This is a genomic window from Amphritea sp. HPY, assembly GCF_050870985.1.
In the GTDB taxonomy this organism is placed as follows: domain Bacteria; phylum Pseudomonadota; class Gammaproteobacteria; order Pseudomonadales; family Balneatricaceae; genus Amphritea.
The window spans coordinates 831,218-850,454 of the sequence record NZ_CP194015.1; the positions used below are offsets into that span (position 1 = coordinate 831,218).

Genomic DNA, 19,237 nt, shown 5'->3' on the forward strand with positions numbered 1-19,237 from the left:
TTCGCGAAAGCCCCGGTAAGCCTGGGCGAAGTTGATCCGCAATATCTACGAGGTGGATCCGCCCATCTATCCCCTCTGTGGGGCTGAAATGCGGCTCATAGCTATGGTAGAAAAGGCGCCGGTCATCGAGCGGATACTCGCTCACATCGGTACCTGGGACCCGCAGCTACCGTTTTGTGCGCCACCTACAGACGATGACTGGCCGGAGGATGACCAGATTCCTATCCCTGTCTCTCGAAAGCGGACTACACTTTCCAGATGCGGGCCCTGTTATTTGGGCAGGGATGATAGGAAAGCTGTTTTGCGACGGTTCGTACAATTTGCTGTGCCGACTGCCCCCTGAATATCGGTATAGCATGACATTTCGGGCCAGAAGACGCTGTCAGGATATGGGGTTGAGCAATGTCTATTTCCGTTCTTCCTGCGCTTGATGCGTCCAAAAAAGCGCTAGGGATATTCGTTGTCGGTCTGATTGCGTTTGTGATCGGATATTGGGTGAACAGGAACTACTTTTCCGACGCCACGCCGGTCCAACCCATCGAATTCAGCCACAGGGTCCACGCAGGGGAGAATCAGATACCCTGCATGTATTGTCATCTGTACGCGAGGTCATCGAGAGTTGCCGGAGTCCCCAGTGTGCACAAGTGTATAAACTGCCATAAGGTGATCGCCACTGGCCGTGCGGAGATAAATAAACTATTTAATTACTGGAACGAAAAAAAACCTATTCCCTGGATAAAGGTTCATGATCTTCCTGACTTCGTCTATTTTTCGCACAAGCGACATGTGAGGGGAGGCGTACAGTGCCAGATGTGTCACGGCCCTGTTGAAGAGATGAACAGAGTAACGCGGCTCACTTCTTTGCAGATGGGATGGTGCCTGGAATGCCATCGTGCAAGAAAGGTCGAAAACGGTCGTGATTGCTGGACCTGTCACAAGTAATACATTCAGTGTTACAGCCGTGTTTTTGCTGTGTGTGATTGCCGAATTAGGGTGATGTGATGCTCAATCTGAACCGCAGAGACTTCTTCAAGCTGATCGGTGCCGGCAGTATCGGCACTGGCGCCGGTTTTCTTTTGGGCGAAAGCATGAAAAACCCGGTGGAGCTGCTGATCCCCTACCTCATTCCACCTGAAGATATCGTGCCCGGTGTCGCCACTTGGTATAACACGGTCTGTAACCAATGCGGCGCAGGCTGTGGTGTGATGGTCAAGGTCATGGAGGGGCGGGCGAAGAAGATTGAAGGCAACCCCGCCCACCCGGTCAACCAGGGCAAGCTCTGCCCCATGGGACAGGCGGGCCTGCAGGTGCTCTATAACCCTGATCGCTTGAAGACCCCCTTGAAACGAACCGGTGAGCGGGGGAGCGGGAAGTTTCAGGAGATCTCCTGGGAAGAGGCGCTCACCACCCTGGCAGACAGTGTGGATGGCCTCAGAGGCTTGGGGGCGTCGGACAGGGTTCATCTGCTGAGCGGTCGGGTAGGAGGTCACCTGGATGAGCTGTTCTCTCGCTTTATGGATCAGCTGGGCAGTCGTAGCTACCACCAGTATGAATTTGCTCATCAGCACAATCTCTATCTGGCGAACAAGCTCCTGTTCGATGAGGAGCAACTGCCTTATTACGATATAAAGAACACCCAGTATCTGCTGTCTTTTGGTGCCGACTATCTGACGTCCTGGTTATCGCCGGTACATCATGGCCTGAGCTATGGACACATGCGCCAGGGACGCCCCGGGCGGCGGGGGAAATTCGTTCAAGTCGAGCCCCGTCTCTCCCTGACCGGTGCCAATGCGGATGAATGGGTACCGGCCAAGCCAGGAACCGAAGGGCTTCTAGCCCTGGGCATCGCACACCTGATAGTCAGAAACGGTCATTATAAAGGGGACGATCAGGATAACTGGTCCAGGGCTTTGGACGAATACACGCCGGAGCGGGTATCCCATCAGACAGGCGTTGATGCCCAGAGGCTAGCCGGCATCGCCGAAGAGTTTGCCCGCAGCCACCCCAGTCTGGCCATTGGCGGCGGCACCGCCGCCAATCATACCAATGGCGTCTCCAACCTTGTTGCCATCAATAGCCTGAACTATCTGGCAGGCAATCTGCAACAGCCCGGCGGCATCCTGTTTAATCCGCCCTCTGATTCACCCAGACTCCTTTTAGCCTCACCCCACAAGTCGCAAGCACCCTATGCCCACCTGCTTGCGTCGATGGAGCGTCTATCAAAAACGAAGGACACGCTCCTGCTGCTCCACCATTGCAACCCGTTGTTCAATTTGCCCGACACTGTCGAGATCAAGGCCGCCTTTCAGAATGCCGGGATGATCGTCAGCCTCGCCAATTTCATGGATGAGTCCACGATGATGGCAGACCTGGTGTTACCCACCCACAGCTATCTGGAGAGCTGGGGGGATGATGTGCCTGAACCCGGCGTCGGCTTCCCGGTGGCGGCAGTATCCCAGCCGGTGGTAGCGCCCCTCTACGACACCCGGGCAGCGGGGGATATCCTGCTGTTGCTGGCTGAGAAAATCGGCGGCGATGTCAGGAAGGCCCTGCCCTGGAGCAACATGGAAGCGTACCTGAAGAGCGCTTGGCAAAGAATCTATGTCGAAAAAAGAGCGGTCATCGAGAGCAGCACTTTTGAGTTGTTCTGGAAAGCCGTGCTGCAGGCGGGCGTCTGGGGAGAAACCGGGTCGAAGGACGCACCCGGGGCCCGGATTTCCGGTAAGCGCCTGCTCTCCCAACTGGCATTCGAGACACCACGATTTGCGGGCGATCAGGAGGTCTATCCCTATATCCTGCATCCCTTTCAGACCCAGGCCTTTCATGACGGGCGCGGGGCCAATCTGCCCTGGATGCAGGAGCTACCGGACCCAACAACCAGCGTGGTTTACGGTTCCTGGGTGGAGCTGAATCCCAGGACGGCGATGCAGTTAGGGATAAGGGAAGGCGATCTGCTCTGGGTCGAGTCACCCACCGGCAAGATCAAGGTACCGGCCTACCTGTATCCGGCGATCATGCCTGACGTGGTGGCGATGCCCATCGGCCAGGGGCACAGCGCCTACGGCCGGTATGCCAAGGGGCGAGGGGCCAACCCCATCCAGATCCTCGCACCCCTGACGGCTGCTGAATCCGGTGCTCTGGCCTGGGCCGCGACCCGGGTCAGAATCACAAAGACAGGAGAGCGGGTAGAAATCCTGAAGACCGATGGTACCCCCCGAGAGTTGGGGAGAAATATCACCGGCAAGCGGATAGCGATGATACAGATCGATGCAACACCTGAGGAATTAGCAAGTAATCGTGTTACGGGACCCGACAAGGGGTAGACCTGATGTGGGTTTAAGGAGGTTTGGCAATGAGCGATTCCGATTCCATCAAAGAAAAATGGAAGAAATACCGAAAACCAGGATATCAGGATGAGTTCGACTATAGCTGGGGCATGGTGATTGACCTGGACCGATGCACGGGTTGTGAGGCCTGCGTCACGGCTTGCCAGGCCGAGAACAACCTCCCCATCGTTGGTGAAGAGGGTTTCAGAGCAGGCCGGGAAATCAAATGGATCAGGATAGAGCGGTATTGGGAAGGGGAGTATCCGGATATTAAGCTGCGATTCATTCCCATGCTGTGCCAACACTGTGATAGCGCACCTTGTGAACCGGTTTGCCCCGTCTATGCCACCTACCACAATCAGGATGGCCTCAACGTCCAGGTCTATAATCGTTGTATCGGCACACGTTCCTGCGCCGCTTATTGTCCCTATGACGCCAGGGCATTCAACTGGTTCAGTTTCACCTGGGATCCGCCGCTGGACGAACAGCTAAACCCGGACGTTACCGTCCGGGAAAAGGGAGTTATGGAAAAATGCACCTTTTGTATCCAGCGGATCAGGCAGGCCAAGGACACGGCCAAAGACCAGAACAGGCGCGTTCGTGATGGAGAGGTCCAGCCGGCCTGTGTCCAGAGCTGTCCCACCCAGGCCCTGGTCTTCGGCGACCGCAACGACCCCAACAGCGCGGTATCCAAATTGGCGCAGAACCCACGGGGGTATCACGTCCTGGAGGAGTTGAACACCAATCCGTCAATCATTTATCTGAAGAATCTCTAATTAAAAAAGTGCAGGGAGATGCGTCAATTTAAGAAACCAACCTATGCCCAGGTCAATGACGACATCGTCAGGACTTTGGTGGAAACGGGACCGACATACTATGTAGCCCTGGGCACAGCCCTGCTGGTGAGTATCGTCATGTTTTTTTTACCCTGGTACTATCAGTTAAGGACCGGCGTAGGGCTTGCCGGTATGAACCAGCCAAACGTCTGGGGTTCCTATCTGGCCAACTTTGTCTTCTGGATCGGCTTGAGTCATTCCGGCACCCTGCTGTCAGCGGTGCTGCATATCACCCAGAGTCCTTGGCGCAAGGCGATCTACCGGAGCGCCGAAGCGATGACGCTGTTTTCTCTGATCATCGCATCGTTCTGCCTTTTCGTGCACCTGGGACGGGCCTGGTTTCTCCACTGGGCGTTTCCCTATCCCAACCAGATGGAACTCTGGCCAAACTTTCGTTCGCCTCTGCTGTTCGATGTGATGGCCATCACCGCCTATCTGACCGGCAGCTCGGTTTTCCTGTATGTCGGGGCGATACCTGATTTTGCCGCGGCCAGGGACCGGGTCTGCGGATGGCGAAAGAACCTGTATACGCTCCTGTCTCTGGGTTGGCGGGGGACCGACATGGAGTGGCATCGTTTGGGCGTCGCCTACACCTTTCTCGCCGTCTTGATCATTCCGCTGGCAGTCTCCGTACATAGCGTGGTCTCCTGGGACTTTGCCATGTCCATCGTGCCAGGGCTCCACCACACGGTCTTTGCCCCCTATTTCGTGGTTGGTGCCATCTACTCCGGAACCGCCGGGATCGTCACTATGATGTTCCTGCTGCGCAAATACTTCTCCCTGGAAAGCTATATCACCACAACGCACTTCAATAATCTGGGCAAACTACTGCTGCTGCTTTCGCTGCTCTGGGTCTATATCAACATGCTGGAGATTTTTACCGGCTGGTACAGTGGCAGTTCGGCTCAGATAGAGACGCTTAACTATAAACTCTTCGGCTATTACGCACCGCTGTTCTGGGGCATGGTTCTGTTCTGCGCCATCATCCCCCTTGCGTTGATAGTGAAGAAGGTCAGAACCTCCCTGGTAACGATGCTGATCATATCCGTGCTCATCAATATCGGTATGTATATTGAGCGGTTGCTGATTCTGACGACCTCTCTGTCACGCAAGTACCTGCCGGACTATTGGGGCATCTACACGCCGACCTTGGTAGAGATCTCGATTTTTATCGGTTCTGTGGCACTGTTCATTTGTTTTTTCCTGGTATTTGTCAAAATCGTGCCCAGCGTTTCCATGTATGAAGTCAAGGAAACTCTGGATTCACCGGACAGGAGGCGTTAGATGGCAGCGGAGCTACTGGGTCTTTTTTCCCATGCAGATCAGGCGCTGAAGGCGGCCGGGGGGCTTAGGGACACCGGTTTTCAGGAGATCAGCCTGATGTCCCCGACCCCTGTTCATGGTGTCGAGCAGGTGCTCGGCAGGAAAAACTCGGCTATCAAACGGTTCACCTTTTTCGGCATGCTTACCGGCTTACTGGCTGGTTTTCTGCTTGCCGCGGGCACTGCGATTCTCTATTTGTTGCCCACCGGGGGCAGGCCGATTATCCCCATTCCTCCCTATCTGGTGATCAGTTATGAGGTCGGTATTCTTTTCGGTGTGCTGGCCACCCTGTTCGGTTTCCTGGTCAGTGCCAGGCTGCCGGCCGTGAGGGAGAGGCACTATACCCCTGAAACCCATATAGACCGGATCGGTGTCCTAGTCACCTGTAGCTCGGAACGGGACGCCGAACGAGCCCGCAAGATTATTCTGGCGGCCGGAGCCGAAGAGATCAGGCAGTTGGAGAACTTAGGAAAAAAATCACATGAGCAATAACCTCGGCCTGAAGTGGCTCTTGATCACGCTGACCGTATTCGGCATTCCGAATACGGGGTGGGGATTGCCCTGGGATAAGGATATGTTTAATCAGCCCTCGATAAAGCCCCAGGAAACCGACGTGAGTGTCCCCCCTTCTTCCATTCCTGTGGCGGGAGAAGCGTCCTTGCCGGTGCCGCAGACGATAGGGGAACTGGTCGCTGCAAGGATCGCGGCATCAGCGCTGGTTAATCCGGTTCCTGTGACCTCAGACTCCCTGGTGAAAGGCAGGTTCTTTTACCAAACCTATTGCCTGGTATGCCATGGGCAGGGAGGGCTCGGTGACGGGCCTGTCGGGAAAAAGTTTGTTCCGCCGCCCATGAACCTGACCTTGGCTTATGTACAGAGCCAGCCGGATGGGCAACTGTTTTACACCATCACCCACGGTAGTGTGGTGATGCCTTACTATCGGGATGCCATGAGCGTGGAGGAGCGCTGGCACCTGGTCAACTATCTCAAGGGGGCACTGGTCCAACCATGAACGGTACAGGGGACACCGAGTACAGATCGACTGGCGGCGTACACCACCTTGGAACTCTTGCCTTTTTGGCTGGCCTTTTCCTGATCGGTTTGGCAGCGTTCGTTTATGCCCTTGGCAAGGGTTCGGATGGAGCGGGCTGGGGAATGTTTACCATTAACCTGCTGTTCCTTATGGGGGTGACGCAGGCCGGTGTTGCGTTCGCGGCTATCATGCGACTTGCCAAAGCGGAATGGGGCAAGGTGTTCTATCAACTTGCCGAAGCAACGACCCTCGCCTTCCTGCCGTTTGCCATTGGTGGCTTCCTGGCGATCTACGGATTTGGTAGGGAAGACCTTTTTTACTGGCTGTCATCATCAGCCCCCCATCATCCCTGGCTCAGTGCGCCCTTACTACTATCACGCAACCTAGGCGCACTCCTGATCTTCTATGGTGTCAGTGCGTTCTATTTCCTTCTGGCACGGCTGCCCGATCTGCACAATCAAGCCACTGAGATAGATCCATACGGGAGCAACTGGCTTTGTCAAAAGCTTCGGTCTTTTGAAATCGGCAGGGATCCCAAGCGTCTCCAGCGTTATCTTTATGGCCTCTCGCCCGTTGTTCTGATTGCTTTTGTGGTTGCCAATACCTTCATCGCCTGGGACTTCGGCATGATGATCGTACCTCACTGGCACAGCACCGCCTTGCCGATTTTTTACTGGGTTGAAAATCTTTATGCTGGCATGGCTCTGCTCGTTATCCTGGCCGCACTGCTCTCCTTGACGATTCAGGGAGGCTTCGTTATCGATAGGTCGGCGATAGCTCCCTCTCTGAAAAGCATGGGTATCATGCTGACCGGATTCACCCTGTTGTGGCTCTATATCTTCTGGTCCCAGTTTTTTGTGATCTGGTTCGGTGACCTACCTCATGAAACCCGGCCCCTATGGCAGCAGATGTATGGGCATTATTCGCTTTTGTTCTGGATCATGATGTCATGCGCCTTCTTCATTCCCTTCGGGACACTTATCTTCGCTAGGTTTAAAACCTCTTTACGCGCCATGGTCAGCATCGCGCTAATCATCAATGCAGGTATCTGGCTCAACAAATATTTACTGGTGATGCCTGTGTTATCAGCGCGGCACTGGCCTTTCACCTCTTTGGTGGAGTGCGCATTGACAGTGGGTTTACTATCGGGATTTCTATGTGTTCTGCTGTTTATTTTCAGAGCCTTTCCCATGATTTCGGAAAGAGAACAGCACAAAATCCGCTAAGACCGACACCAACATTCAATTGATGTACCTGCCGGACCGAAGTGAGGACCTATTGCGGATAAGTGAAACAAGGGCAAGAAGTCATAAGCGAAACCTCCAATTTCGTTTAGGCATAATCGAAGAAAAACTCTTGAAATCGAACCATCCCAAGATCCATCTCCAGACGTGGACAGGCAATGAAGAGGGTTTGGCATTAACCGACAGCTGAGTTATGAGACCGAAAAGTAATCAACCTGGAAAAACAGCTGATCAAGGGTGACTGAACACCTCGCTAGAAGCGGACATTCCTTTCGCTTTGGACCAGAAAGGGGTACCGAACAGCCCTCCCAGTGGAATTATTTGTCGATATAAAACGTCTGCCGAAACTTGACCGACAGCGTCTGATCGGAGCCCTCAGGCCTAACTTGCACTGAGAAATCAAGCATATCCTGATTTTGTACACCCAGTTCGCCCAGATAATAGATGGCGTTGGATTCCTGCACCTCCCGCATTTTAATTTTACGCTCTTGTCCGATCAGGTTTCGTACTTCACTGGTCACCACCGCTCGGAGAGGCTGCACAGAAGTCCCCATGATCTTTTTCTGTACCACGATATTCATGAGTGCCCGGTGGCGACTGCGCTTGATGCCATAGGTCTCGGTTACTTTTGGATCCAGCATATCGGTCTGGAAGACGTTATAGTGAACCACATAGTCACCAAAATCCTGCTTTCTTTCGGCCTGAACCACAAATGGCACAACTGTTAACAAAATAAGCAGGTATTTCAGAAAGATATGACCCCGCCACATGAGTTTCTCCTTTCCTTTTCGGTGGTAGCACTCTAAGCATAGTCTTTAGATAATTGGCTTTCAACGTCCCACAAGGTCCTTACAAAACCAGGTCCAGGGACTAACATGTCCCTCGAAATCATCATCCAAGCTCTGGTCTACGCGCAGGCTTATTACGATTCTAACTCCGATATGCTCAGCATTGAGTGATCATTTCTGTTGTTATAGCTGGCATCTGACTGATGCAGAGAGAGCAGGAAGTATAACTGACAATATCCTGATTTTTTTTATTGATATATCGGCTTTGAAAGTGGTTGTAAATCGCTTAATGCAGAGACTCTGTCTATGCCAATCACTGCGACTTCGTTAGTCTCAAAAGTATAGGGAGGTATGACTAGATTGGATGGGGCGGATACGCCTTTAAATACCCTGCCAGCCAGATCGAATCGGGAACCGTGGCATGGACAGAAAAATCCTCCCAGCCATTCCGGGCCTAGATCCTCCGATTCAACATCCGGGCGGTATTTGGGAGCGCAGCCAAGGTGAGTACAGACCCCTACTACAATCAGAAATTCAGGATTTAGCGACCGTTCAATGCCGGTAATATATTCAGGCTGCTGACGTCGCTTTGAGTATGGGTCTCTGAGTTGATCCGTTAGTTTTTCCAGTGAGCTCAGCATTGCGGGGGTTCTGCGTACAACGTAGACAGGCTTCCCCCGCCATTCCAGAACGACCATTTGCCCGGGTTCTAATTTGCTGACATTAACCTTTACCGGGGCGCCAGAGGCTTTGGTTTTAGCGCTTGGCCTCCATGATGCAACAAAAGGAACTGCGGCACCGACGGCCCCAATTAAACCGACAACGGTTGTTGTGAGGGTTAAAAATCGGCGTCTGGGGGGAGGGGCCTTGATTGGAGCCATGTTAATACTCCTCTTTTCAACTCATTGCTTGTGTAACATCTTTTTAGAGCTTCTGAACTAGCATTAAGGAAAACATAATATCATTGCAGGTATAGCTCAGCAGGTAGAGTAACTGACTTATAATCAGTAGGTCCTGAGTTCGACTCCTGGTGCCGGCACCATTATTTCCACCGTCTGCTGTCCCGAAATTCTGAAAGGTGGAGAGGGTTCATTATATTTGTACCACGGTCAGGGGGGAGGGTCATGTTGGTTCGTGTGGCGAACCTCTTTCTGTCCTCCAGGCCTGTAACATCCGTGACAGCCAGGCGGCAATTTCACGGTGCTCATGGCGGGTTGCCAGCCAGATCAGCAGAGCATCGATCAGTTCATCATCCAGATTCAAGTTTATGGTTTTACCGCTCAGAGCAGCTTGTCGTTCTGCCAAACTGCGGTTATGAGCACGTGCAGCCCGCGCCAGGAATCCGTTGATCAGCGGCTGCTCCGGCATGTTGATCGAGAGGTGTCGCAGATCCTGTAACGCTTGTCTCTCGATATCCAGATGTGCCTCCACCCCGGAAGCCTGACGGTAGTGCTGCTGCCACCTGCGACCCTTAGCCACCAGGGGGCGTAGCCGCGGATCCAGCCAGTAGAGGAAACGCTGCATTTCGCTATTGAAGTCAAGCAGGGGGCCTGCACACTTCAGCTTGGTCCAGAGCGCAGCTTTCATGGTTGCGTTATCCGTCCGACTAGCCAACGAGCCAGCGCTGTTCGCCTAGCGGCATGAAACTGTTGAAGTCGTTTTATGCGCTCGGATGTTTCCAGCTCAAGCTGTTGCTGTTCGTTAGCCAATGCCTCGAGGCAGTCCTGTTTTTCTCGTTCGAATGTCTGTTCCAGCGCGGTTAACTGCTCCTGGTGCTCATGCTCCAGTTGTTTGCGCCGGTCGCTCAGTTGTTGTTCGGCGGCAGCTTCTGCCTGGTGGATCTTTTCGGCCGCCGCCCGTTCCGCGTCCGACAATTTACCTACAAAGTTTTCAAGCTCATTCTGTTTCATAGCAGGCGGGCCTTTAATCGTTTGATCTGAAAAATCGATTCCCTTTCTTTCTCCTCAAGTCGCTGTTCGATACGATTTTTTTCCTGGGCCAGTTCGGGAATAATAACCTGATTCAGCGCATTTACCTGGCGGTGACATTGTTTTAAGGCGGCTGCGATCCGACGGATATTAGTCTCCAGCGCCATCAACTTCACCAGCTCGGGCAACAGATCCCCTAGCTTCCCACGTACCTGTTCAGGGCGGATCCCGATCTGCGTTACAGATCCCAGCAGTTTGAGTGTCGGCTTCGGTAGGGAGAGTTCCGCCAGCTTAACCGACATCCAGCGATGGCCGTTGTCTTGCAAGGGGGTAGATTGTTCCACCGCGTCGGCTAATCGTTTCATTGTCTGAAACGATTCATGTTCAAGCGTAACCTGCCAGTGATTCTGGATCACCAGCCAGGCTTGGGTGACCTCCTGCCTCAGTAATTTGGCCTGTCTGAGCTGCTTAAGGCCTTCCGACATCAACATGTCTCGCTTGCGCTCCAGCAGACCCAGGCCATCCCGTGCAACTCTTAGCTCTGTTTTGAGGCTGACCAGTTCCGCTTTAGTGGCCGGTCGGTGGGCGGTGGTCGGCATCAGTTTTTCTCCCTTTCAAGGCCCTGATCCAGCCCTTCATCCAAAAGGGCTTCATGGGTTTTGATCAAGTGGCTGCTCAACCGGGTCAACTCTTCTCTGGGCAGGCAACCCAATACACGCCAACCTATATCGAGGCTTTCTTCGATGCTGCGATCTTCGGTGAGATTCTGTGTAATAAATAGCCGCTCCAGATACTGGCCGAATTCAAGGTAGCATCTGTCGACTGTTGACAGGTCCTCTTCACCGACGATTCGGGTCATCATACGAACCTCTTCGGCACGGGCATAGGCTGCATAGAGCTGCTCCATCAGGGAGTGATGGTCACTACGGGTCAACCCCTCGCCAACACCGTCGGCCATGAGCCGGGACAAGGAGGGTGGCAGGTTGATCGGGGGGTAGCAGCGCTGACGAAACAGGTCGCGAGAGAGTACAATCTGTCCCTCGGTAATGTAGCCTGTAAGGTCCGGGATTGGATGTGTGATGTCATTATTGGGCATGGTCAGGATCGGAATCTGGGTAATGGATCCGGACTTGCCCTTGATTCGTCCGGCACGTTCGAAAATCGTGGCGAGATCACTGTAGAGGTAACCGGGATAACCCTTTCGGGATGGAATGTCCCCTCGTGCAGTAGCGACTTCTCGCAATGCTTCGCCGTATACCGTCATGTCAGTGAGTATGACCAGCACATGAAGGCCCAGATCAAACGCCAGGTATTCGGCTGCGGTCAGGGCGACCCGGGGCGTCAGCAACCGTTCCATGACCGGATCGTCCGCCAGGTTCAGGAAGGATACCGTGCGGCCGGATATCTCTTCGGCAAAGCGTACGGCCACGTCATGTTTAACACCGATAGCCGCAAATACCACCACAAGCTCCTCCCGGTCTCCTTCGTCTGCCGCGCTACCGCTAAGGTCTGGACGGATCCTGGCCTGCTGGGCAATCTGGATGGCCAGCTGGTCATGGGGCAGTCCTGATGAGGAGAAGATCGGTAGCTTTTGACCCCGAACCAGGGCATTCATGGCATCGATGCTGGTGATGCCTGTCTGGATGAAATCCTGAGGATAGGCCCGTGCGGTTGGGTTGAGCGGGCTGCCGTTGATGTTCAATGCTACTCCGGTCAGAGGCGGTCCCCCATCAATGGGTGATCCCATGCCGTTAAGGCGTCGGCCGATGATGGACTCACTGACTTTTAATGTGATCGGGTGACCTAGAAAGCGGATTCGTTCCGAGCCCTTCGCCAGTCCTGTAGTGCCTTGAAATACCTCGATTGTCACCTTGTCACCATTAAGCAGCGCTACCCGACCATGGCGGATCCGTCCTTTGCGGTCGACCACCTGAACCGCTTCGCCAAAACCGATCCCGGGCAGTGCCGCCACCAGGGCGATCAGAGGACCTTCGATCTGCTCCAGCTGCGTATATATGATTGGGTCTTTCATTGTGTGTGCTGCCATTCGAGGATTTTTTCCGTTTCATTCGATCCAACTTCATCCTTCAGACGGATCAGTTCATTCAGTTTTAATTTGGCAAACGCTTTCTGGGCCGGCGTTGTATCTTCGAGTAGGGCGCGGACCTGACTAATGATTACCCTTAGCAGGCAGGCTTGTTTTTCCGGTGACGCAAAACGATCTTTGGGGCTGAAGGCTGACTGCTGCAAAAAACCCTCCTTAATCACACGTTCCGCCATCAGGGTCTTTTTCTGGTGCTCGGACAACCCCTCCTCACCCAGGATTCTGACAATGCCCTTTAGCTGCTCTGCGGAGATCAAAAGACCGAGTAGTTCGTCGCGATCCCGGCGCCAGTCGGGGGATACTTTTTCCCACCACTGTGCGAGATCCGCCTCATATTCGGAGTATGACTCCAGGGGATGAATGGCTGGGAAGAAGCGAGCGTATGCAAGGTTTTTGTCCAGCATCCAGTAGGCTTTTACAAATCGCTGGGTATGCAGGGTGACGGGTTCAGAGAAATCGCCCCCCGGAGGGGAAACCGCACCGATGGCGGTTACTGAGCCGGTTTTATCGGCCAGGGTATGAACTCTGCCCGCGCGTTCATAAAATTCGGCGGTGCGACTTGGCAGATAGGCGGGAAAGCCCTCTTCTGCCGGCATCTCTTCCAGCCGACCTGAAATCTCTCTCAGAGCTTCCGCCCAACGGGAGGTCGAATCGGCCATGAGGGCCACGTCCAGCCCCTGGTCCCGGAAGTATTCCGCGATCGTGATGCCGGTGTAGATTGATGCTTCTCTGGCCGCCACCGGCATGTTGGAGGTGTTGGCTATCATGACGGTGCGCTCGATCAATGGGCGGTCAGTTCTTGGGTCGCGGAGCCGGGGGAAGTCTTCGAGCACACCGGTTATCTCGTTGCCTCGTTCACCGCATCCTATGTAGATGATGATATCTGCGTCACACCACTTGGCGAGATTGTGTTGGGTCACAGTCTTTCCGGTGCCGAATCCTCCGGGCATGGCTGCAGTGCCTCCTTTGGCGATGGGAAAGAGGGTGTCTATTATTCGTTGCCCAGTAATGAGCGGCTGGTCCGGTGACAACCGTTGATGTACTGGACGTTTGATGCGTACGGGCCAGCGATGATAAAGGTAAACCGGGTGCTCCTGTCCGTCGGCACAACAGATTCGGGCGATGGGGTTCTCCAGGGTGTATTCGCCAGGCTCTGCAATATGGACTAATTGGCCAGCGAGATCAGGGGGTAGCAGAATTTTATGGCATACTGAGGAGGTTTCCTGTACCAGGCCGATGATGGCTCCACCGCTGAGTTCGGATCCCTTCTCCTGTTGGGGTTTAAATGGCCAGGCCCGGGTTCGGCTCAACGCTGGCGCTTGTGCACCCCGGAGGATAAATGCCCCAACCTGTTCTTGAATCAGGGCCAGTGGGCGCTGGATACCGTCATATATGGTGGACAATAGACCAGGGCCAAGCTCCACCGCCAGTGCCGAACCACTGCCAGTAACCGGTTCGCCGATGAGGAGCTCTGAGGTGTCCTCATAGACCTGAAGAAAGCATTCTGTGGGTGTCAGGCGGATAACTTCTCCGACGAGACCGGCTTTTCCAACGGCAACGCGGTCGCCCATAGCGAACTGGTCTGCATGGTCACAGACGACAACGGGACCACTAATCCTGATCGTTTGAGCTGACATCTTCAAGCCACCTTCGCCATAATTCAGGAACCAGCCTCTCCAGCCGCTGGTCCCATGAGCCGTCTATTTCGATATGCATCTCCTTATTTTCAAGAATGGCCCCGCCTAACATCGGAGTTGGTGAGATAGAGGTGTACTTCAGGGTGGCGCTCTTAGAGTCGATATTCTCCGACCACGAGGGGGATATCTTGAGGTGCCATTTTAAGGCAGGATCCAGCAGCGGAGATGCCTGCTCTATCCAGGCCTCCAGATAGTTATGGTCCAGCGGTTGTTGCTCCAGCAGATGACGAGTGTCAGCCAGAATTTCGTCGATACAGTTCTGTTGGCAACGCCAGAAACGCTGTTGCTGCTGGGTTTGTGTGTCTCGCATTGATTTGAGGCTAAGTTGTCGCAGCTGATTTTCATGGTCCTGTCGCAGATGGCTGATCCGGGCCTGATAAACACGCTGCTTTTCCTGTTCCAGATTCTCTGTCTGGGATTGAAAGCGCTGCTCTATCTCATCCAACTGTTGCTGGAGCTTTTGCTCAAGTTCCTCGTACAGCTTTGAAAGGGTGTTGCTGGTGGTGGAGTTAGGAGTCACAGGCGTACCTCCCCCAGGCCGATAGCGCGGCCCAGCTTTTTAGTCAGCCGGTCAGTTTCTCGAGAGGGGTGGGCAAGGTCTGGTAGTATTATGTACGGTACCGGATCGGATTCTCCGGGAGGCGGTTCATTTACACCAAGGAATAGCGCACAATGCTCATCGCCTTTTCTGGTGGCAATACCGAGCAGTTGAAACAGCAACTGCTCCTCCTTTGTTCCCAGAATGCGCAGTTCCATCGCTACAAGGCTGCAATAATGATGATGGAGATGATCAGACCGTAGATGGCGATCCCCTCGGCCAGGCCTAGAATCACCAGCACCCGTCCTAAAAGCTCCGGTTTTTCTGAGATCGCCGCCACCGCTGCTGCGCCGACCTGACTTACGGCTATACCTGCTCCGATACAAGAGAGCCCCGTCGCCGCTGCCGCTGCCATGTAATAGCCCCAGTGAGGAAGTGTTTTGACGGCTTCCTGAGAGGGTTCAGCTGCCGCTTCGGGCAGGAAAAACAGTAGCAGACTGGAAAGTAGGACAAAAGAGCCTGCGGTGGCACAGAGCCCCCAAATCCATTTATTGGCCGATATCGGCATACTCATCAAAATGCTCCACGGAAAGTCTGAGGGGCTCGAACGGAATGCCGCCTCCTGAGATAAATTTAGTAAACAATTCGTAAAAGTGCAGGCGGATCACCTGAATACAGACCAGGAACCCTTCAATAACGGTGATTATAATGTTGCCGAGAACAAATATGCTCAAGGCCAGCCAGGAGTGGCCAGATAGCAACTCCACAATGATTACGAGCGCCATCGAGAGGGCTATATGCGCAAAAGTAAAGGCAGCTAAACGTACGAAGGAGAGGGTATGAACCACAAACTTGATCGCGAAATCATAGGTTTCCACAAGCGTTGCAAAGAGGCGTAATCCTATCGGTTCCTGCTCCATCAGGGCAAAGTTGCGTAGGGCCATGGTGATCAGCCCGGCTGAAGCTAACGTCAGGCAGAGGTACTTAAGCCCCGTCCACTGCGCCCAATACCCAAGAGTCAGGCCGATAAGAGCAAGATAAAATAGCAGACCGATAAGGCCAAAATTGTCCCACAGACGTTCTTTGAGGTGCCCACTCAACCAAGCGTTAAGCAAACCGATGAACATGCTTATGCAAAGTACGCCGATGCCGAAGATAACGCTGATGGCAAGAGAGACATACACCTCGTCCATCGGGTGATAAATAAGAGCGGGGATCCAGTCTTCGCGGGCGAACAGGTTTCCGAACAGGATTCCGAAAACGGCTGCCGAGAGCCCGATAGGTATCAACAATAACCCGGCCTGGTGTCTTGTAGTTGAGTGCGAACTCGGCCAGCGTTGACTAAAGAGCCAGAATCCCAGCAGAGATAGGAGCAAGCCTTGCCCCAGGTCGGCAAACATCATCCCAAACATGAGTGAAAAGCTGATGGTCAGTAACGGCGTCGGATCAAGTTCTCGATAACCGGTGATCCCATAAAGTCCCATCAAGGCCGCAAACCCCTCCAGGGCCTTGTGTCGACGGAACAGGCTGGGTACCCGGGCCAGAGAAAGACCGCTATCCTCTGCTGGGGTCAAGGCGATGCACTCATGCCGCAATAGCTCACCGAATATTTCCATTTTTTTACTAGGGATCCAGCCATCGATAATGGACCAACCCTCGACGTGACCGACCTGGTCTGCCGTGGCCAAAAGAAGTCGACTTTGATGTTCGGTGAGTGCCAGTGGCGGTTGGTCGAGGGGAGGAGGGGGGGGCTTTAGATCGGCTGGAGGTTTGCTCCCTACCCAGAGAAAGAGTTCGGAGTCGATCTGAACCGCGCCTTGGGGAAGAGAGGTTGAGCCGGACAATGTTCCGATCTTGTAGCTGAGCAGCGGCTCCTCCGGAAGGCCTTCGAGCAATTGCCCAGCGGCGCGAAAGCGCTGATAGCGTTGCTTGGCCTGAAGCAAGAGCTTTAATGCCTGGAGATCCTCCTCCTCTCCCAGCGAATGGTGGTCAATCGGTTGGAAGGCTTCCGTTTCGGATAGCTGTTGGAGGCAGGTGGCCAGGCGTTCTTTGGAAACAATCCAAATCAGGCGTGTCATATCTTCTGGAAAAAACACAGATTTTTTCTTTCCTGATGAAACGGTGTGACTTATTTTGCAAACGAGCCGTGGCTATATGAAGTATTGGCCAAACTGGCCGATTGCACAAATGCCCAAGCGCTTGCGGAGCAGCGGCTTTCAATAGCCTGGCGATGTTCATGCTAGTGGGGGTACCCTTTAGCTACCTGCGACGTGATCACCAGGTCAAAAAATTCAGTTACATGGCATTAGCAACCGATCTTGTGAAGAGGGGTGACCGTTCTGACGTTGATAGACTCAGACTCGATTGAAAATCTAGAAAATGAGCGTCTTGATTGTGTTTACAGCCATCGTAAGCTGAATCCAGAAAAGGTATACGTTCAGCGCCCGCTATTGCAGCTGAGGTTTGGCAGGTGCGGAGCTATATGAGTGAGCACTAAAAGTCCGGATTTGACTGTGAGTTCGATGAGTCAACACAACAAAGCTGCCATTACACTTTACGGTAATGCGAAAGCGTAATAGCTTAGCTTGGCGCATTTTTTGATGTGTTTCAAAAGGTGCCGCGGGATAATTCTGTCGAGCAAGGAGTAGGTTTCCGGACACAAAAAAGGCCGCATAAGCGGCCTTTTTATCGATAACGTGATTACTTGGTTGGGTAATCGCGTTTTGTCGGACCAGTGTACAACTGACGTGGACGACCGATCTTGTTCGGGCTGCTGTGGAACTCACTCCAGTGGGAGATCCAGCCGATAGTACGGGACAGCGCAAAAATAACGGTGAACATGTTGGTTGGGATACCAATCGCTTTCAGGATGATGCCGGAGTAGAAGTCTACGTTCGGGTACAGTTTGCGCTGGACGAAGTATTCATCTTCCAGGGCGATCTCTTCCAGGCGCTTGGCGATCTTCAATAAAGGATCATTTTCGATGCCCAGCTCTGCCAGTACTTCGTCACAGGTCTGCTTCATCACTTTGGCGCGAGGGTCAAAGTTACGGTAGACACGGTGACCAAAGCCCATCAGGCGGAAAGAATCATCAGGATCCTTGGCGCGTTGAATGAACTCTTCGATGTTTGCTTCATCGCCGATCTCATTCAGCATGGTCAGAACGGCTTCGTTGGCGCCGCCGTGAGCAGGTCCCCAGAGTGCTGCGATACCGGATGCGATACATGCAAACGGGTTAGCACCGGAAGAGCCGGCCAGACGTACAGTCGAAGTTGAAGCGTTTTGCTCATGATCGGCGTGCAACAGGAAGATCTTATCCATTGCCTTGGCCAGTACTGGATTAGTTACATAATCCTCGCACGGGTTGCCGAACATCATCTGCAGGAAGTTATCAGCGTAATCGAGATCGTTACGTGGATACTGGAACGGCTGGCCGATGCTGTACTTGTAGCACATTGCTGCAATTGTAGGCATCTTGGCGATCAGACGGTATGCACAAACCTCGCGGTGATGCGCGTCATCTACATCAAGAGAGTCGTGGTAGAACGCGGACAGTGCACCAACAACAGCGACCATTATAGCCATTGGGTGAGCGTCACGACGGAAGCCATTGAAGAAGTGGTTCATCTGTTCGTGAACCATTGTATGGTTCTTAACAGTGTTTACGAACTTTTCTTTTTGTTCCGGAGTCGGCAGTTCGCCATTTAACAGCAGGAAGCAAACTTCCAGGTAATCCGAATTTTTTGCCAGCTGCTCAATCGGGTAGCCGCCGTGCAGGAGAACACCTTTGCCGCCATCAATATAGGTGATAGCTGATTCACAGGCTGCGGTTGAAACGAAGCCGGGATCATAGGTGAACAGGCCTTTGCCAGTCAGGGCGCGAACGTCAACAACATCAGGACCAGTGGTACCGGAATAGACCGGTAATTCAATGACCTCGTCGATGCCATCGACTGTTAAGCGTGCTTTCTTGTCAGCCATTAGAGGCTCCTATCATTTCTATTTATCTGAATGACTTTATAAATTATTAAAGTAATTAATCAGTCACAATCTAAGAGTCTTAGCTCGCAATAGGACCCGAACACTATAGAGAGTTGGGTGCGATTGTCAATTCAATGTGAACCGGTTTTATTGCATTGCAGCATGAGTCTTAATGTTTATCAAGAATAGGAAAATAGCTGAATAATCATTTAGTTGAATGGTACTTTCGGAGGAGTTTTGATTGGCCTGTTTTGCACTAGACAATAGGCGTATAAGTGATCTGGATTAATTGTAATGTGCTAATTTGCTGGTATACTCTCGCCCCAGCTTACGCCCCCGATCGGGATGGGGGCTGGGCGCTGGACCGAGGTACTATCTTTGTCTTCGAACACTACCGTTAACAACTAAGCTCTGCAACCGGGCTTAACAAAGTGTGAAC

General features: G+C 53.2%; 19 protein-coding genes and 1 tRNA gene. 8 read left to right on the forward strand and 12 right to left on the reverse strand.

Going from position 1 to position 19,237, the window contains the following annotated elements:
- Positions 1–585: 585 nt before the first annotated feature.
- The 7 genes from ACQUQM_RS03365 to ACQUQM_RS03395 are packed head-to-tail and all read left to right on the forward strand — an operon-like array spanning position 586 to position 7,744.
- Positions 586–942, forward strand: coding sequence for a cytochrome c3 family protein (locus ACQUQM_RS03365; protein WP_432474791.1), 357 nt, complete (start codon positions 586–588; stop codon positions 940–942).
- A 59-nt stretch (positions 943–1,001) separates the two neighbouring features.
- Complete coding sequence (locus ACQUQM_RS03370) at positions 1,002–3,323, forward strand: molybdopterin-containing oxidoreductase family protein (RefSeq protein WP_432473072.1); 2,322 nt, start codon at positions 1,002–1,004, stop codon at positions 3,321–3,323.
- Between the two features lie 29 nt (positions 3,324–3,352).
- Complete coding sequence (locus tag ACQUQM_RS03375) at positions 3,353–4,102, forward strand: 4Fe-4S dicluster domain-containing protein (RefSeq protein ID WP_432473073.1); 750 nt, start codon at positions 3,353–3,355, stop codon at positions 4,100–4,102.
- An 18-nt stretch (positions 4,103–4,120) separates the two neighbouring features.
- A complete protein-coding gene (nrfD, locus tag ACQUQM_RS03380) occupies positions 4,121–5,446 on the forward strand; it encodes an NrfD/PsrC family molybdoenzyme membrane anchor subunit (protein ID WP_432473074.1) in 1,326 nt (441 codons plus the stop codon).
- Positions 5,447–5,977 (forward strand): DUF3341 domain-containing protein, encoded by a 531-nt coding sequence (locus ACQUQM_RS03385; protein WP_432473075.1) that lies wholly within the window; start codon positions 5,447–5,449, stop codon positions 5,975–5,977. It begins immediately after the preceding gene.
- Positions 5,967–6,497 carry a c-type cytochrome gene (locus ACQUQM_RS03390; protein ID WP_432473076.1) on the forward strand — a complete coding sequence of 177 codons (531 nt, stop codon included), beginning with the start codon at positions 5,967–5,969 and terminating at the stop codon, positions 6,495–6,497. The genes ACQUQM_RS03385 and ACQUQM_RS03390 overlap by 11 nt, the downstream gene beginning before the upstream one ends.
- Complete coding sequence (locus ACQUQM_RS03395; RefSeq protein WP_432473077.1) at positions 6,494–7,744, forward strand: hypothetical protein; 1,251 nt, start codon at positions 6,494–6,496, stop codon at positions 7,742–7,744. The genes ACQUQM_RS03390 and ACQUQM_RS03395 overlap by 4 nt, the downstream gene beginning before the upstream one ends.
- A gap of 335 nt (positions 7,745–8,079) precedes the next feature.
- Here ACQUQM_RS03395 and ACQUQM_RS03400 read toward each other — a convergent pair whose 3' ends face one another.
- Together ACQUQM_RS03400 and petA are read right to left on the reverse strand one after the other, a co-directional pair.
- Positions 8,080–8,532: a DUF4426 domain-containing protein gene (locus ACQUQM_RS03400; RefSeq protein WP_432473078.1), complete on the reverse strand. Its 453-nt coding sequence runs from the start codon at positions 8,530–8,532 to the stop codon at positions 8,080–8,082.
- A gap of 266 nt (positions 8,533–8,798) precedes the next feature.
- Positions 8,799–9,431 carry a ubiquinol-cytochrome c reductase iron-sulfur subunit gene (gene petA, locus ACQUQM_RS03405; RefSeq protein ID WP_432473079.1) on the reverse strand — a complete coding sequence of 211 codons (633 nt, stop codon included), beginning with the start codon at positions 9,429–9,431 and terminating at the stop codon, positions 8,799–8,801.
- 85 nt (positions 9,432–9,516) lie between these two features.
- Between petA and ACQUQM_RS03410 the strand changes: the two genes are divergently transcribed.
- Positions 9,517–9,592 (forward strand) — tRNA-Ile (locus ACQUQM_RS03410).
- Positions 9,593–9,672: 80 nt separating this feature from the next.
- Here the strand turns inward: ACQUQM_RS03410 and ACQUQM_RS03415 are convergent.
- The 10 genes from ACQUQM_RS03415 to gltA all read right to left on the reverse strand — a co-directional run bounded on the left by ACQUQM_RS03415 (position 9,673) and on the right by gltA (position 18,798).
- On the reverse strand, positions 9,673–10,137 hold the full coding sequence (locus ACQUQM_RS03415) for a hypothetical protein (protein ID WP_432473080.1): 465 nt from the start codon (positions 10,135–10,137) through the stop codon (positions 9,673–9,675).
- Positions 10,134–10,460 carry a hypothetical protein gene (locus ACQUQM_RS03420; RefSeq protein WP_432473081.1) on the reverse strand — a complete coding sequence of 109 codons (327 nt, stop codon included), beginning with the start codon at positions 10,458–10,460 and terminating at the stop codon, positions 10,134–10,136. The genes ACQUQM_RS03415 and ACQUQM_RS03420 overlap by 4 nt, the downstream gene beginning before the upstream one ends.
- On the reverse strand, positions 10,457–11,077 hold the full coding sequence (locus ACQUQM_RS03425; RefSeq protein WP_432473082.1) for a V-type ATP synthase subunit D: 621 nt from the start codon (positions 11,075–11,077) through the stop codon (positions 10,457–10,459). The genes ACQUQM_RS03420 and ACQUQM_RS03425 overlap by 4 nt, the downstream gene beginning before the upstream one ends.
- A complete protein-coding gene (locus ACQUQM_RS03430) occupies positions 11,077–12,525 on the reverse strand; it encodes a V-type ATP synthase subunit B (protein ID WP_432473083.1) in 1,449 nt (482 codons plus the stop codon). Before ACQUQM_RS03430 ends, ACQUQM_RS03425 begins: the two co-directional genes overlap by 1 nt.
- The gene (locus ACQUQM_RS03435; protein ID WP_432473084.1) at positions 12,507–14,219 is read right to left on the reverse strand and encodes a V-type ATP synthase subunit A; all 1,713 of its coding nucleotides are present in this window, start codon (positions 14,217–14,219) and stop codon (positions 12,507–12,509) included. Before ACQUQM_RS03435 ends, ACQUQM_RS03430 begins: the two co-directional genes overlap by 19 nt.
- A complete protein-coding gene (locus ACQUQM_RS03440; RefSeq protein WP_432473085.1) occupies positions 14,194–14,799 on the reverse strand; it encodes a hypothetical protein in 606 nt (201 codons plus the stop codon). The genes ACQUQM_RS03435 and ACQUQM_RS03440 overlap by 26 nt, the downstream gene beginning before the upstream one ends.
- Positions 14,796–15,035: a hypothetical protein gene (locus tag ACQUQM_RS03445; protein WP_432473086.1), complete on the reverse strand. Its 240-nt coding sequence runs from the start codon at positions 15,033–15,035 to the stop codon at positions 14,796–14,798. Before ACQUQM_RS03445 ends, ACQUQM_RS03440 begins: the two co-directional genes overlap by 4 nt.
- Positions 15,036–15,037: 2 nt before the next feature.
- Positions 15,038–15,391, reverse strand: a complete 354-nt coding sequence (locus tag ACQUQM_RS03450) for an ATP synthase subunit C (protein ID WP_432473087.1) — start codon at positions 15,389–15,391, stop codon at positions 15,038–15,040.
- A complete protein-coding gene (locus tag ACQUQM_RS03455; RefSeq protein WP_432473088.1) occupies positions 15,366–16,913 on the reverse strand; it encodes a V-type ATPase 116kDa subunit family protein in 1,548 nt (515 codons plus the stop codon). The genes ACQUQM_RS03450 and ACQUQM_RS03455 overlap by 26 nt, the downstream gene beginning before the upstream one ends.
- A gap of 604 nt (positions 16,914–17,517) precedes the next feature.
- A complete protein-coding gene (gltA, locus tag ACQUQM_RS03460) occupies positions 17,518–18,798 on the reverse strand; it encodes a citrate synthase (RefSeq protein ID WP_432473089.1) in 1,281 nt (426 codons plus the stop codon).
- Positions 18,799–19,237 lie beyond the last annotated feature (439 nt).